Source organism: Candidatus Desulfolinea nitratireducens (assembly GCF_982879505.1).
In genome coordinates this window covers 1-12,408 of the sequence record NZ_CEYOSI010000094.1, presented here as the reverse complement: position 1 = coordinate 12,408, position 12,408 = coordinate 1, and the positions used below count along the sequence as shown (strand labels likewise).

General features: G+C 47.5%; 16 protein-coding genes. 9 read left to right on the top strand and 7 right to left on the bottom strand.

Annotated elements, in window-relative coordinates:
* Positions 1-126: 126 nt before the first annotated feature.
* Both AC3DOM_RS09740 and AC3DOM_RS09735 read left to right on the top strand, forming a co-directional pair.
* Positions 127-654 carry a hypothetical protein gene (locus tag AC3DOM_RS09740; RefSeq protein ID WP_487918851.1) on the top strand — a complete coding sequence of 176 codons (528 nt, stop codon included), beginning with the start codon at positions 127-129 and terminating at the stop codon, positions 652-654.
* Positions 655-740: 86 nt separating this feature from the next.
* Positions 741-1,379 (top strand): 50S ribosomal protein L25, encoded by a 639-nt coding sequence (locus tag AC3DOM_RS09735; RefSeq protein ID WP_487918850.1) that lies wholly within the window; start codon positions 741-743, stop codon positions 1,377-1,379.
* Between the two features lie 219 nt (positions 1,380-1,598).
* Here the strand turns inward: AC3DOM_RS09735 and AC3DOM_RS09730 are convergent, their stop codons facing one another.
* The 5 genes from AC3DOM_RS09730 to AC3DOM_RS09710 are packed head-to-tail and all read right to left on the bottom strand — an operon-like array spanning position 1,599 to position 5,081.
* Entirely contained in the window at positions 1,599-2,273 is a 675-nt protein-coding gene (locus AC3DOM_RS09730; protein WP_487918849.1) for an NUDIX hydrolase, read from the bottom strand.
* A complete protein-coding gene (locus AC3DOM_RS09725; protein WP_487918848.1) occupies positions 2,218-2,763 on the bottom strand; it encodes a tetratricopeptide repeat protein in 546 nt (181 codons plus the stop codon). The genes AC3DOM_RS09730 and AC3DOM_RS09725 overlap by 56 nt, the downstream gene beginning before the upstream one ends.
* Positions 2,764-2,772: 9 nt before the next feature.
* On the bottom strand, positions 2,773-3,627 hold the full coding sequence (locus tag AC3DOM_RS09720; RefSeq protein ID WP_487918847.1) for a hypothetical protein: 855 nt from the start codon (positions 3,625-3,627) through the stop codon (positions 2,773-2,775).
* Positions 3,620-4,468 (bottom strand): tRNA (adenine-N1)-methyltransferase, encoded by an 849-nt coding sequence (locus AC3DOM_RS09715; RefSeq protein WP_487918846.1) that lies wholly within the window; start codon positions 4,466-4,468, stop codon positions 3,620-3,622. The genes AC3DOM_RS09720 and AC3DOM_RS09715 overlap by 8 nt, the downstream gene beginning before the upstream one ends.
* A gap of 4 nt (positions 4,469-4,472) precedes the next feature.
* Positions 4,473-5,081, bottom strand: coding sequence for a LysE family translocator (locus tag AC3DOM_RS09710; protein WP_487918845.1), 609 nt, complete (start codon positions 5,079-5,081; stop codon positions 4,473-4,475).
* A 186-nt stretch (positions 5,082-5,267) separates the two neighbouring features.
* Here AC3DOM_RS09710 and AC3DOM_RS09705 point away from each other — a divergent pair, with 186 nt between their 5' ends.
* From AC3DOM_RS09705 to AC3DOM_RS09685, 5 genes are all read left to right on the top strand, one after another.
* Positions 5,268-6,239, top strand: coding sequence for an ABC transporter ATP-binding protein (locus AC3DOM_RS09705; RefSeq protein ID WP_487918844.1), 972 nt, complete (start codon positions 5,268-5,270; stop codon positions 6,237-6,239).
* Entirely contained in the window at positions 6,236-7,033 is a 798-nt protein-coding gene (locus tag AC3DOM_RS09700; protein WP_487918843.1) for an ABC transporter permease, read from the top strand. The genes AC3DOM_RS09705 and AC3DOM_RS09700 overlap by 4 nt, the downstream gene beginning before the upstream one ends.
* 1 nt (position 7,034) lies before the next feature.
* On the top strand, positions 7,035-7,835 hold the full coding sequence (locus AC3DOM_RS09695; protein WP_487918842.1) for an ABC transporter permease: 801 nt from the start codon (positions 7,035-7,037) through the stop codon (positions 7,833-7,835).
* 235 nt (positions 7,836-8,070) lie between these two features.
* Positions 8,071-8,715: a deoxynucleoside kinase gene (locus AC3DOM_RS09690; RefSeq protein WP_487918841.1), complete on the top strand. Its 645-nt coding sequence runs from the start codon at positions 8,071-8,073 to the stop codon at positions 8,713-8,715.
* Entirely contained in the window at positions 8,715-9,125 is a 411-nt protein-coding gene (locus tag AC3DOM_RS09685) for a hypothetical protein (RefSeq protein WP_487918840.1), read from the top strand. Before AC3DOM_RS09690 ends, AC3DOM_RS09685 begins: the two co-directional genes overlap by 1 nt.
* A 113-nt stretch (positions 9,126-9,238) precedes the next feature.
* Here AC3DOM_RS09685 and AC3DOM_RS09680 read toward each other — a convergent pair whose 3' ends face one another.
* A complete protein-coding gene (locus AC3DOM_RS09680; RefSeq protein ID WP_487918839.1) occupies positions 9,239-10,099 on the bottom strand; it encodes a DegV family protein in 861 nt (286 codons plus the stop codon).
* A 66-nt stretch (positions 10,100-10,165) separates the two neighbouring features.
* Between AC3DOM_RS09680 and AC3DOM_RS09675 the strand changes: the two genes are divergently transcribed.
* Positions 10,166-11,188: a glycosyltransferase family 2 protein gene (locus AC3DOM_RS09675; RefSeq protein ID WP_487918838.1), complete on the top strand. Its 1,023-nt coding sequence runs from the start codon at positions 10,166-10,168 to the stop codon at positions 11,186-11,188.
* A gap of 129 nt (positions 11,189-11,317) precedes the next feature.
* Here AC3DOM_RS09675 and AC3DOM_RS09670 read toward each other — a convergent pair whose 3' ends face one another.
* On the bottom strand, positions 11,318-11,707 hold the full coding sequence (locus AC3DOM_RS09670; RefSeq protein ID WP_487918837.1) for a 4Fe-4S dicluster domain-containing protein: 390 nt from the start codon (positions 11,705-11,707) through the stop codon (positions 11,318-11,320).
* Positions 11,708-11,963: 256 nt separating this feature from the next.
* On the opposite strand from AC3DOM_RS09670, the gene sodN reads away from it, so the two are divergent.
* A partial coding sequence (gene sodN, locus AC3DOM_RS09665; protein WP_487918836.1) for a superoxide dismutase, Ni occupies positions 11,964-12,408 on the top strand: 445 nt, incomplete at its 3' end.

Genomic DNA, 12,408 nt, shown 5'->3' with positions numbered 1-12,408 from the left:
CCACGCGTTATTGCTTGACGAAAGCCATCTCTGGGGCTAAAATAATGGCCGTTGTTAGAATATTCGCCTCCGCTGGGAGGCGCATTTTTTGTCTGTAATTAGTGAACAAAGTGAATAGAGTTTCCCATGAGTGATCCAAAAGCCGATTCTGAAGAATCAAAAGATCCGCAAGTCGTTAATTTGACCAATACCGGGACTGAGACGATTAAAGCCGAATTAGTCCGGATGCATCAATCGGGTGCAGAAAATATTTTCGCGGACGAGGTTGGCATGAAAGAAAGCGGAGCGGTGGGCCTGAAAGCCCATACTGTTTCGGCTCATCAATCTGGCGTTGTGGCGCTCAAAGCAGAAGAGGTTAAAATGGCACGGTCTGGGGTCGGAATTGTTCAGGCAAATAATATTCACATTCAGGGAAACGCAGGTATTGTTGCAGCGAATGAAGTATCAATGCAGGATGGATATTCCTTAGCGGTAGCAAGCCAGAATTTACGTGCGGAGCGGGTTGAGACTCTCATACTATTGGCAGGAAATGTCGATGGTGATGTCACTACCCTCATTGATACGCGTGGAGCAATCCTGGCTGGTTTGCTTGGCGGGATAGTATCCGGATTATTCCTGTTGATGGGCAACCTGATAGTCCGACGTCGAAAATAGTCAAACGCCTCGGCTAGCCCGAGGTAAATAGTAGAGCATGGTAATCTCGATAAGATTCGAGGTGAGAGGTGCTCGAGGAAAGCAAGATGGATAAAATTATTGTAGAAGCGATCAAGCGTGAAGTGACCGGAAAAAAGGTCAAGGCGTTGCGTCGGCAGGGTAAATTGCCCGCCGTACTTTACGGTTATGGTATTGATTCGATCCCGGTCGAATTGGAACATAAAGCGACTGGTCGTATCCTTGCAAAAGCAGAATCGTCTAGTTTAATCATGGTCGCTTTGGATGGTAAAGAATACCCAACCCTGGTTCGTGAGAAGCAGTGGGATTATATCCGCCGTTCATTGTTGCATGTCGATTTTCAAGTTGTTTCAATGACTGAGAAGATCACCTCCCAGGTACGTATTGAGTTTGTAGGTGAAGCTGGAGCGGTTAAAGACTTCGCGGCTGTTTTGATCACTGGTTTGACCGAGGTAGAGATCGAAGCCTTGCCGGCAGATTTGCCTGAAAGTATTGAGGTTGATCTTAATGTACTGGAAAATATTGGTGATGGTATTTTTGTTCGCGACATAATACTTTCTGACGAACTTTCTATGATAACTGAAGCAGATGCGATGGTTGCTGTCGCTAATGCCCCGTCAGTAGAGAAAGTCGAAAAAGTTGTAGATGAACTCCTCGAAGGTGAAGACGGCGAAGAAGGTGAAGAAGGCGAAGAAACCGAAGAATAGTCTTATTCCCAATAATAGTAAAAAAGAGCGACGCAAACGCGTCGCTCTTTTTTGATTCTAGATATTTAATCACTAAACCTCTTGCATAAGTGCTCCCGGCGGCGTCCCCGCCGCCGCCCTAAAGGATGCTATGCAAAGGACGACGGCTAGAGCATGGTCAAAAAGGGACTTTTGCAAGAAGTCCACTCTTTTTATTCTTTAAACAAGGGGATGCCTGTCTTAGGGGTAGGGGTGTTCCAGGAAGGTTTTCAATAAGTTGACCGTCATCTGTGCGGTGGCCCCCCAGAGTAATTCCCCATCATAGGGGTGGTAGGCGATGACAGGATGTTCTGACCTGGGATGTGTAAATTGCCAGTAATTTTTGGGATCAGCCAGCCAGCTAAGTGGCATGGTGAAAACACGCCCAACTTCAATAGTGGAAACAAGAAAGGAATAGGGCCAGGGAAAAACCCCAACTACGGGTGTGATCTCATAATCGGTCACCGTAATAAGTTCATTTGCGCGCCCGAGGATGTGAACGTCTTTCGGGTTTAGCCCAATCTCCTCTTCGGCTTCGCGCAAAGCCGTATCTTCAGGCGTTTCGTCTTCGGGATCGCATTGGCCGCCGGGGAAGGAGACTTGTCCGCTATGGTCGTTTAGCGTGTCTGTACGTCGCGTGAAAAGCAGGTGCCACTCATCATCGAAGAAAGTTAGCGGGATGAGTACTGCCGCACATTTGAGGGGATTGATAATTCCTTCTGCTGAGTGGTCGACATAACCATCGGTTGATGGTTGGCTTTTACCACGGTAGCTTTGGCGCAGCCTTTCTGCGATTTGGGCTTGGGTGAGGGGTTTGATCTTAATACTCCCCTCGAACCGGACTGCTGCAATAAATACACTCAGCAGTATGATCATCGATCCAGTCTACCTCATCTGCGCGGAGGGGTGCACCGCAGCCAGGACAATGCGTGGGAAGAGTCGCTTTTTTGTGTGATGTTCTTTGAGTGTGGGCAGTTTTTTCAGGGAGATTATTTGAAAGATAATCGGCGATCTCCTCTGCCTGTGTGGTGTGGCCCAGATCGTTGAGCTTGTCAACAGCACGCTGACCAAAGCGATACAATGGCTCCCATTGGCTCCTGGCAGAAAAAAAAGCCAGGGCTTTTTTGATATGTGGCATTCCGCTTTCCACCTTTCCGGCGAGGATATAGGCCTGTCCAGTGCGGAAGTGGAATTGGGGAGCTCGTGGTCCGCGTCGAGCATCAGCGCGGCGGGCGATTATTTCAAAAGCCTCGGCTGCCTGTGTGAAGTGGCCCGCCTCCATCAGTTCGTTTGCGCGGCGTAATTCTGGTGGAACCCGTCTTGGGCCACCGCGTCTGAATGGGCGCCGGAAGGGGCGTCTTCTCATAAATACTCCTTATTCGGCAGGACGGAATTCGATCAATTCCATACTTTCTCCCAAATCAATCGGGAAAGAAATCCCCTGAATCTGTACGGTGGCAGAATCCATGGTCATTTTGAGCATACCGATATAAGGTTCAAACCAATGGGTGCTTTGGAAAACTAGCGTACTTTCGACAACCATACCGTCCATATCCAGTGAAACACTCGATGTCATTTCACGCGTTACGACGACGACATTGGAGTAGTTTCCAGCCGGGACTGTGAGCGTTTCCCCGGTAGAATCAATTTGCCAATTCATGACAACTGGTGAGTCGGTGATGAGAACACGAATTGTTTCGCCCTCTCCTGAAAAGGTCATCTCACCGTTCATCGTATATTTCGATTCCCAACTCATATTCCAATTATTATCAATCAGCGTCTCCTCAGCGGGTGCGATGACGCCAGAAAGGTATTCGTTTGTGAGAGTACCTTTCACCATATCCCCAAAAATTGTATCCATTGTTGCCAGGGGATATTCTTTGATCGCCCCATCTTCGCACTCAACTGTTGATTGAGAAATAATACCGCTACTCAGCACCAGCATATCAAGGGTGGCCGTCGAGCCGTTTACGCTGGCAACGGTAATCCCGACCTGATCTTCGCCACTCTCGGGATTGTCAATTTTATAGATTAGTTGTCGACCGGGAACAAGTGGATAGAAAATATTATTGCAGGGGTTATCACTGTGGTCGCCTGTCGTGGCTTCTGGCACAGATTCAGGTGAACTTTCATCGGCCTCTGGTTGAGAAGCAGCAGGGGTAAATAAGCTGCAAGAAATAGTAATCATTAGAATTATGGGAAGGAGTAGATATTGTTTTTTATTAATCATCATTTGATCCCGTTTCCTGCTCGTTGTTGGGAAGTTCTGCATGCGGATTTTCGCTCATCTCAACGCGGCGAGCGAAAACCAGATAACCGGTATGACCGATCATCCTGTCGGTTGGGCGTAAACGCGCAGGCTGGGGTTTGTAATGGCGGAGCATGATTTCGGCGACTTCAATAAAGGCAAATTCGCTTTGATTCAAGGCCATCAATAAATGCTGAACCTGGTTGGAGGTCGGTACCAGACTGGCGAAGAATCCCCCTGGTTTTATTGCAGCACGCGCCTGAGGGATATAGTCGTGGGGGGCTTGCACATCGAGGAAGAGGATATCCACATCAGTTTCGTCGAAGCCTTCTTCGATATCGCGCATCTTGAAATCAACACGCTCTGCTAAACCCAGGCGGCGCAAATTTTTCTGAGCCAATTTTTGCATCGGCTTGCGCACTTCGTAGGAGTAGATTTTTCCCAATTCTCCAACGGCATATGCCAGGGCTGTGGTCATTGCCCCTGAACCGGTACCAGCTTCAAGCACGGTCGATCCGGGGCCAACTCCCGTTGTCATGAAGATAAATCCAATATCCTTCGGATAAAGGATTTGGGTATTGCGCGGCATATCCCGCAAAACATCTGCAAGAGAGGGGGAATAGATATAAAAAGGGTTACCGTTATGGCTGAAGATTTGGGTCCCCCAGGGGAGGCCGATCAGATCATCATGCTTGAGCGTGCCGCGATGAGTCTGAAATTCCATCCCCGCCTTGAGGGTGATGATATAGTGCTTGTGGCGTTGCCCGACAAGGAGTACGAGATCGCCATCCTGAACGTGTGTGGTGTGAAGATTCCATGTCATGCTGCTATCTTACCATGATGCCGAGCCAAAGCTGGTAAAGGCCAAAGAGGGATAAGGCGATGGATGCGAATAAAAGCAGACCTCGCCGAATGCGCTCTCCAATTTGGCTTGCGAGGCCGATAATAATGATCACTACGACGTTGAGCAGGATCATCGTCCCATAAAACGCGGCCATAAAGGCGAATCCGTTCGAGGGAGATTCGCTTAACCCCTTGAGAAAGATCGGGCCACTGACCAGGCTCCAAAAGATATATGGACCCGGGCTGATGAGGTTCATCAGGGCAGCTTTCCATAAGCCTGTTTGATTTTGGGATCTGTCTACTGTACTTTCGTCGAAAGCCCGCCATTGCTTGAAAGAACTCCACGCCAAATAGAGGATGAATATCCCTCCCGCAACATAGAGTCCCCGTTGCAGGGATTTCGGCAACTGCCTGAGGAGCAGCAAAGTGATCAGGATGATCGGTCCATCGCTAACGAGCGGAGCGAATGCTGCGATAATTGTCTTTTTCCAGCCATTGGCAAGTGACTGTGTGATGAGATAGGTCTGAAAAGGTCCCGGCTGTGCGCCGGCAGCGAAGCCGAGGGTGAGGCCTTGAAGAATGTAGGGAATCATTAATCTCTTTTAAATTAGATTTGGAACAGATAATCGTCAGATTATAACAAAGAACCTTGACAAGATATTTCGCGGCTTGTACACTGAATTAGTATTACCCGATTTTCTGCATATAAGGGTAGTTTTGGTATCAGAACCATTTTCGATTACAATCGCAGTCCCCTACATACTTTCTGAGAGAAGAATATGAATTCAATTGAAGTAAAAAACCTTAAACGTATTTACCGTGCCACTATCGGCGTGATTCGCCGTACGGTCAAAGAAGTCATTGCCGTTGACGATATTTCATTCGAGATCAAAGAAGGTGAGCTGTTTGGTTTACTTGGCCCGAATGGGGCCGGGAAAACAACCACGGTCAAAGTTTTGGCAACCTTGCTCATTCCTAATGCAGGTGAGGTAAAAGTCAACGGCTTGGATGTTGTCAAGGATGCCAACGAAGTTCGTAAGCATATTGGATTTATCTTTGGTGGTGAGCGTGGCCTATATTGGCGACTTTCCGGGGTTGATAATTTGCGCTATTTTGCGAGCTTATATCATGTTGATCCTGAAGTCTCAAAGAAACGTATCCCTTATTTGTTGGAACTAGTTGGACTAAAAGGGCGTGGGAATGAACGTGTTCAGGGCTATTCACGCGGGATGAAACAGCGTCTCCATGTGGCTCGGACTTTGCTCCACGACCCGGATATTCTATTTCTCGATGAACCAACTATCGGACTGGATCCTGTTGGTGCGCGAGAATTTCGTGAGGTTATTCGTGATCTGCAATCAGAGAAAAAAACCATATTGCTAACCACCCATTATATGTTTGAAGCAGATTCCCTTTGCGATCGTGTTGCCGTGATCGATAAAGGTCTGATCGTCGCAATGGACACACCTTCGGCTTTGAAAAGACACGTCAGTGATTTATCCGTTGTCGAGGTGGAGACCTTTGGTGTCGCACCAAAAGTAGTTGACCAGATTCGTGAACTATCCTTTGTGGATGCTGTCTCAGTACGAGATCAGGGCCAACGTCAACTCATCCTTGTTCAAACACCCCTGGGTGCAGAGGCTGTTCCGGCTGTGATGTCCGCATTAAATGGGATGCGCGTGGGACGAGTCACAGTCCGCGAGCCAACGCTGGAAGATGCCTATGTCCGGTTGGTGGGAGGTAAAGAATGAAATTCAAGAATCTGATTGTCTACTGGCGGACAGTGTTGATGGTTGCCGAGATCACCTTGCGTCACCAATGGAACGACAGCTTTATTCTTTTTGCGATAATTGTGCAACCGATGATTATCGCTATTCTCGCCCTCTTTATGCTGCGTGGATTAGGCGGCGACTATGCCATGTACGTTGTGGTTGGTAGCGGTCTGACAGGCTTGTGGAGCAGCCTGCTTTTCATCTCTGGCAATAGCATCAACAATGAACGCAGAGAGGGAACGCTGGAATCTCTGGTTGCCGTTCCTACGCCTTTTGAGGTGATTGTTTTTGGCAAGAATCTTGCCAATGTTGTTCAGTCATTGATTTCCATGAGCTCATCTTATTTATTGGCAGCTCTCTTTTTCGGCTATACATTGAAAATGGTTTCTCCGCTTCTTTTTGTTGGCTCGGTCCTGATTAGTATTTTCGCCTTTATAAGCTTCGGGTTGGTAATTGCGCCGCTTTTTATCATTTATCGCGGTATCCAACAATGGCAAAATGCGATGGAATTTCCGGTATATATTCTCGCTGGATTTCTCTTCCCGATCGCCTTATTGCCCGCCTGGACAACACCGGTCAGTTATGTTTTGCCTCCCTATTGGGCAGCGCGTGCCCTCCATGAGACTTCGACTGGCGCAGGTGATGTTGAGAAAGTTATTTTTGCCTGGGGAATGATGCTCCTTTTTAGCGTTATTGACCTATTTCTTGCCAGCAAGCTTTTTAAATACATGCTGTACAAGGCCCGGGTTGATGCAAGTCTGGAAACGGTGTGAAATGAAAATATTTGCCAATAATCTTCGGCTATTCTGGCAAGGGACGGTTCTTTCCTATGTGGCCCTCTTTGCCTGGTTTCGTCCCGTGACATACGCCGCCTCAAAGGTTCTTATGCCTCTGGCTCAGATCATATTCTTCACGTATTTAGGCAGTTACGCGACGGGAAAAGACAGTGTGGATTTTTACGTGATCGGCAATGCAATACAGATCACCGCAGTGAGCGGCATCTTCGGTGTGACCTTTAGCATTAGCGGTGATCGATGGAACGGTACCCTGCCTTATCTTTTTGGTACGCCCGCCAACCGGATGATGATGTTCTTTGGTCGTGCCTTTATGCATATTATCGATGGCGCATTAGGAGTGGTCATCGCCCTCACCTGGGGCGCACTCCTTTTTGGCGTGGATTTCTCGCAGACTAATCTCTCGGCACTGGGGTTGACCATTCTCGTCACCACCATCAGCACCTGCGGATTAGGTCTCTTGATGGGCTGTTTGAGCTTAATTACTGCAAATGTTATGTTTGTAAACAACACAGTTTATTTCTTGTTGCTGATTTTCTCAGGGGCAAATGTTGCTTTGGATACCCTTCCTCCATGGATGCAGACTTTTTCGCAAGTGTTACCGTTGACGCGAGGAATTGCCTCAGCGCGTACCTTGATATCAGGGGGCAGCTTTGCTGAAGTTGCTCCTCTATTAATAAGCGAAATCGGAATTGGTCTCCTTTACGGCTGGCTCGGTTATTTGCTTTTCAAATGGTTTGAGATTCAAGCTAAACGTAATGGCTCATTGGAAACTGTCTAAAAAGGAATTGGAGATAATTTCACCTTGTTTTGGCCATTGATTTTTGAGAATGATGAATAATATACTGGCAAAGGCAAAAAATGTTTTCAACGAATATCCGCCCGCCTTTTGGAGGTATAACGTCGTTATCTTTATAGATCGATTAGGTGGGTCTACTCAGCGATCTGCCCCGCTTTTCATTTAAAAACTAGCATAGAAAAAACTTTGCGGGTAAGATATACGGGAGGAGAAAAACATGACTAAACATCTTGTCGTTGTTGCCGGGAATATAGGTGTCGGGAAAACCTCCCTCACTGAGCGGATGGGTGATCGTCTTGGATGGTGGACAGGTTATGAATCAGTTGCAGATAATCCCTATCTCTCTGATTTTTACGCGGATATGCGTGCATGGTCTTTTCATTTGCAGGTTTTCTTTTTGGGCCACCGTGCAGAGCAGTATCTCGAGGCTGCACGCGATGCACGCTCAGCGATTCTTGACCGCAGTATTTACGAGGATACCTACATCTTTGCCCGCGCGCTGCATCATTTGGGCAACCTTTCCGAGCGGGATTATTTGGCCTATCGACGTCTGTTTGACCTCGTTGTGGCCAGTCTCCCGCGTCCCGATTTGCTGATCTATCTCAAAGCACCTGTGGATGTGCTGATAGAGCGGATTGTACGCCGCGCGCGCGGTATGGAGACTGGTATCACGACCGAATATCTTTCTCTGCTCGATTCATTTTATGACGAGTGGTTGGGTTCCTTTGACCTCTGTCCGGTATTGACCATTCGTACCGATAACCTTGATTATGTGCATCAGCCCAAAGCCCTGGAAATTGTTACTGAACGGATTTCGAATAAATTATCGGGTAAGGAAACTGTAGACTTGCGAGGAAAATAATGGATGCTCTGAATAAACTCTCACGATCCCTTGGTTTGCACCCCCTGGTGGGCTTTGGCATGGTTGCCGTTGATATGATGCTTTTTGGCGCAGAAGCGGCGACTTTCGAATTGATCTGGCCTATCTCGGTTGCCGTAGGTGCGGCATTGACTATTCCCAGTATCTTGATCCAGCGTCACAGCTTCAAAGATAGTTGGGGTGCGTCAATTGGTAAGGGAATGCTTGTTGGCGTGCTGACAGCAATCCCGACACCTTTACCAGCCCTGGTTCCATTATTGGGAGGCACACTGGGTACAATCCAAATGCTGGGCAGTGGAAAGGAAAAAAAAGCATTACCACCCATCGAAGGTGAAATTGTCGAGGATGTAAATACCCCTTTAATTGAGGGAAAATTCGAAAAAGAAACCTAATTAACTATCCTGTTAATAAAACATCCGAAGTCTTCAAGACTTCGGATGTTTCTGTTTTTTTAATTTCTCCCCCATATTGTAAAATGGGGGAGATGCCCGAAGGGCAGAGGGGGCTAGAACAGATCTTCCATCAGCGCCATCGGCAAAATGGCTGCACCCACAATCCCAGGGCCAGTATGCACACCCAGGACGGGAGAGATGCGCGTCACCTCAAGTTTTGATATATTCAGGCTCTCTTGTAGAGCGGCTACCATTTCGTCCGCACCTTTTTGAAAGCGTCCGTGTAAAACGGTTGCCCAAAGGGGAACAGAACCGTAGATATCAGAGATATGCTCGACCATGGTGGCAATATTCTTTTTGATCGTCCGTCCTTTACCGACAGTGGTGTATTTTCCATCGGCGTGATCAACACGGATGACAGGTTTGATATTGAGCAGTGATCCAGCCAAGGCTTGGACTCTGCCGATCCGGCCTCCACGTGCCAGATATTCGAGCGTCTCCAAGGTATAGATGACTTCGGTTTTCGCACGGATGGCATCCAGGCGTTCCTTGATCGCATCCATAGCCCAGCCTGCTTTGGCAGCCTGCACGGCAGCCAAAACCTGAAAACGTTGTCCGCCAGAAAGAGTCATGCTGTCAACAGTGGTAACAACTTTTTCTTTCAATTGGGCTGCGCCATTAATTGCAGAGTTGAGTGTTCCGCTCAGACCAGAAGAGATGTGGATTGAAAGTATCTCTTCTTTGGTTTGGGCCACTTTTTGATATAGCTCATGAAAGATGCCGGCAGAGGGCTGTGCTGTTGTTGGGATGGTGGGGCGCATGGCTTCCAGGCGGTCGTAAAAATCATCGGGGGCGATATCAGTCGCATTTACTTCGCCTTCGGGGAATTGGATATAAAGCGGGGCTTCAATAATCCCTAGCTCATCACGTTCTTCAGGAGAGAGATCTGCTGCGCAATCAGTTACGATTTTCATTTTTTTTCCTTTTATTAGTCGGTTTACCAATTCGATTATACTGGATTGGGCTGATAAAATAAGTGGATGAAAATCCCCTCTGTGTCTGTCATATTACCCTGTTATAACGCTGCTCAAACTCTCGAAGAGACTCTTGAGAGCATTGAGGGTCAAACGCACAAAGATTTTGAAGTTATCGCGGTGGATGATGGCTCAACCGACAGGACAGCGGATATATTGGATCACAGGTCAAAACGTGATTCCCGTTTTAAATGCATTTTCCAGCCTCACGGAGGTGTCATCTCCGCCTCGAACGCCGGGATGCTTGCTTCCGTTTCCCCATACATCGCTCGCCTGGACGCGGATGATCGCGCCCATCCGCAGCGTCTTGAGAAACAAATTGCTTTCCTTGATGAAAATCCAGATACCGCGCTGGTCGGTTGTCTTGTCAAAGCTTTCCCCGAAGAGGATGTGGGCGATGGATTCCGCATCTACATTGAGTGGTTGAACGCCCTCGTCAGCGATGATGATATTCGGCGCGAAATTTTTATTGAAAGTCCACTGCCAAATCCAAGTGTAATGATTCGCCGCGAATGGATGCTGCGCATGGGGGGATATCAAGATCACGGATGGCCTGAAGATTATGATCTCTTTTTGCGGCTCTACCTCGCTGGGGCTCGTTTTGCCAAAATCCCCGAAGTTTTACATGAATGGCGCGACCACCCAAATCGGATCACCCATACTGACAGCCGCTATTCATTGGAAAATTTTCTGCGGACAAAGGCATACTATCTCGCACGAGGTCCATTAAAGGGACGGGATGCAGTCATCGTCTGGGGTTCGGGAATGATGGGACGGCGGCTTGCAAAACAACTTGAACGTCAGGATATGCCGTTGGTTGCCTTTGTGGATATCGACCCCAAAAAAATTGGGCGAACGCGGCGTGCGAAACCGATCATCGCTCCAGATGAGTTGGGAAAATGCTGGGGACAGTACCAAAATCCCGTTATCCTGGCAAGTGTGGGATCGCGTGGGGCCCGGAAACTCATCCGCCAGAGATTAAATAATTTTGGGTATAAAGAGGGGATAGATTGGTGGGCATCTGCATAGCATCCAGAGAATTGTAAAACCTCCCAAAGGATTATCTCTAACTCAAGTTTGAGGGTAGAAAACCTTCGGGAGATCATAAATAAAAAAGAGCCTTTCATTGCGAAAGGCTCATAATTTTTCTAAATAATTCTATTCGTAGCCGGGGCCACCATCGAAGTAATCGTAATTGGGCTGGATATCTTCAGTGAGATCAACTTCTTCGCCAGCTTCCAATTGTTTGGCAGTTTCCAAAACAACAGGGTTGCCGTGGTGATCAGTGTTCTCGTAATGGCCGGTGAGGCCGACGCGGGAGATATATTCGCCACCTTCGGCGACATAGGGATCAGGTACTTCATCTTCAACAAATATTGCGTTATAGGGGCACTCAGGGATGCAGGCACCACAATCAATGCAGGTATCGGGATCAATATAAAACCACGGATACTTTTCTTGGGGGGTACCAGGAACGATGCATTCAACAGGGCAAACTTCGACACAACCGCTGTCTCGCAGACACAAACTGGTGATAATATGAGTCATTGTTTCTCCTCTTTTTGAGTTGATTATTTCGATCTACCTTCCCTATTCTACCTCATTTTGCGGAGCCTTCTGGAGCGAATTTAATCGATTTATATATTGTGATATCCATCAAACCTTAATCTTTTATATGAGGAATACAATAATATTTATGATTTTATTGACAAAATTTATCTTTATTAGTATGATGGCTTTATGCAGGGAGAGATGATCTTACTGCCTACTCATATAAAATATCAACTAATATAAGGAGAAACCAATGTTTTATCATCTTTTTGAAGCTCTGGATAAGAGATCACCCTTTGCCCGTGCTCAGGCACATTGCGACGTCCCCTGTGGAATATATGACCCTAGCACTGCCCAGATTGCCGCGTTGACCGTCGTTCGGATGATGGATTTGATGATCGCAGAACAAGCTGATCACGAACATAACGCTGGACATATCAACAGTATGGCCCGTTATATTGAGGTCAAAGAAGAAAGCGCTGAGAAGGCCAAACAAGAGGTCCGCATTATTTGGGGAGATTATTTCAAGAAAGACAAACACCCTAATGTTGACGAATTGGTTCACAAGATCATGCAACTTGGTTCAAAAACCCGTCAAACTGCTGACCGCGATAGCGGCGTTGCCTTTGTTGAGGCGATCAACGAATTTGCTGCCATTTTCTGGGAGACCAAAGGTGTGGCCACCAAAAAGGCCAAGG

Coding starts and splice junctions, on each gene's coding strand:
- AC3DOM_RS09725 (WP_487918848.1), bottom strand. CDS start 2,763: ATGAGAAGACGCCCCTTCCGGCGCCCATTCAGACGCGGTGGCCCAAGA.
- AC3DOM_RS09715 (WP_487918846.1), bottom strand. CDS start 4,468: ATGACATGGAATCTTCACACCACACACGTTCAGGATGGCGATCTCGTA.
- AC3DOM_RS09670 (WP_487918837.1), bottom strand. CDS start 11,707: ATGACTCATATTATCACCAGTTTGTGTCTGCGAGACAGCGGTTGTGTC.
- AC3DOM_RS09690 (WP_487918841.1), top strand. CDS start 8,071: ATGACTAAACATCTTGTCGTTGTTGCCGGGAATATAGGTGTCGGGAAA.
- AC3DOM_RS09730 (WP_487918849.1), bottom strand. CDS start 2,273: ATGATCATACTGCTGAGTGTATTTATTGCAGCAGTCCGGTTCGAGGGG.
- AC3DOM_RS09695 (WP_487918842.1), top strand. CDS start 7,035: ATGAAAATATTTGCCAATAATCTTCGGCTATTCTGGCAAGGGACGGTT.
- AC3DOM_RS09705 (WP_487918844.1), top strand. CDS start 5,268: ATGAATTCAATTGAAGTAAAAAACCTTAAACGTATTTACCGTGCCACT.
- AC3DOM_RS09700 (WP_487918843.1), top strand. CDS start 6,236: ATGAAATTCAAGAATCTGATTGTCTACTGGCGGACAGTGTTGATGGTT.
- AC3DOM_RS09720 (WP_487918847.1), bottom strand. CDS start 3,627: ATGATTAATAAAAAACAATATCTACTCCTTCCCATAATTCTAATGATT.
- AC3DOM_RS09675 (WP_487918838.1), top strand. CDS start 10,166: ATGAAAATCCCCTCTGTGTCTGTCATATTACCCTGTTATAACGCTGCT.
- AC3DOM_RS09740 (WP_487918851.1), top strand. CDS start 127: ATGAGTGATCCAAAAGCCGATTCTGAAGAATCAAAAGATCCGCAAGTC.
- AC3DOM_RS09735 (WP_487918850.1), top strand. CDS start 741: ATGGATAAAATTATTGTAGAAGCGATCAAGCGTGAAGTGACCGGAAAA.
- AC3DOM_RS09680 (WP_487918839.1), bottom strand. CDS start 10,099: ATGAAAATCGTAACTGATTGCGCAGCAGATCTCTCTCCTGAAGAACGT.
- AC3DOM_RS09710 (WP_487918845.1), bottom strand. CDS start 5,081: ATGATTCCCTACATTCTTCAAGGCCTCACCCTCGGCTTCGCTGCCGGC.
- AC3DOM_RS09685 (WP_487918840.1), top strand. CDS start 8,715: ATGGATGCTCTGAATAAACTCTCACGATCCCTTGGTTTGCACCCCCTG.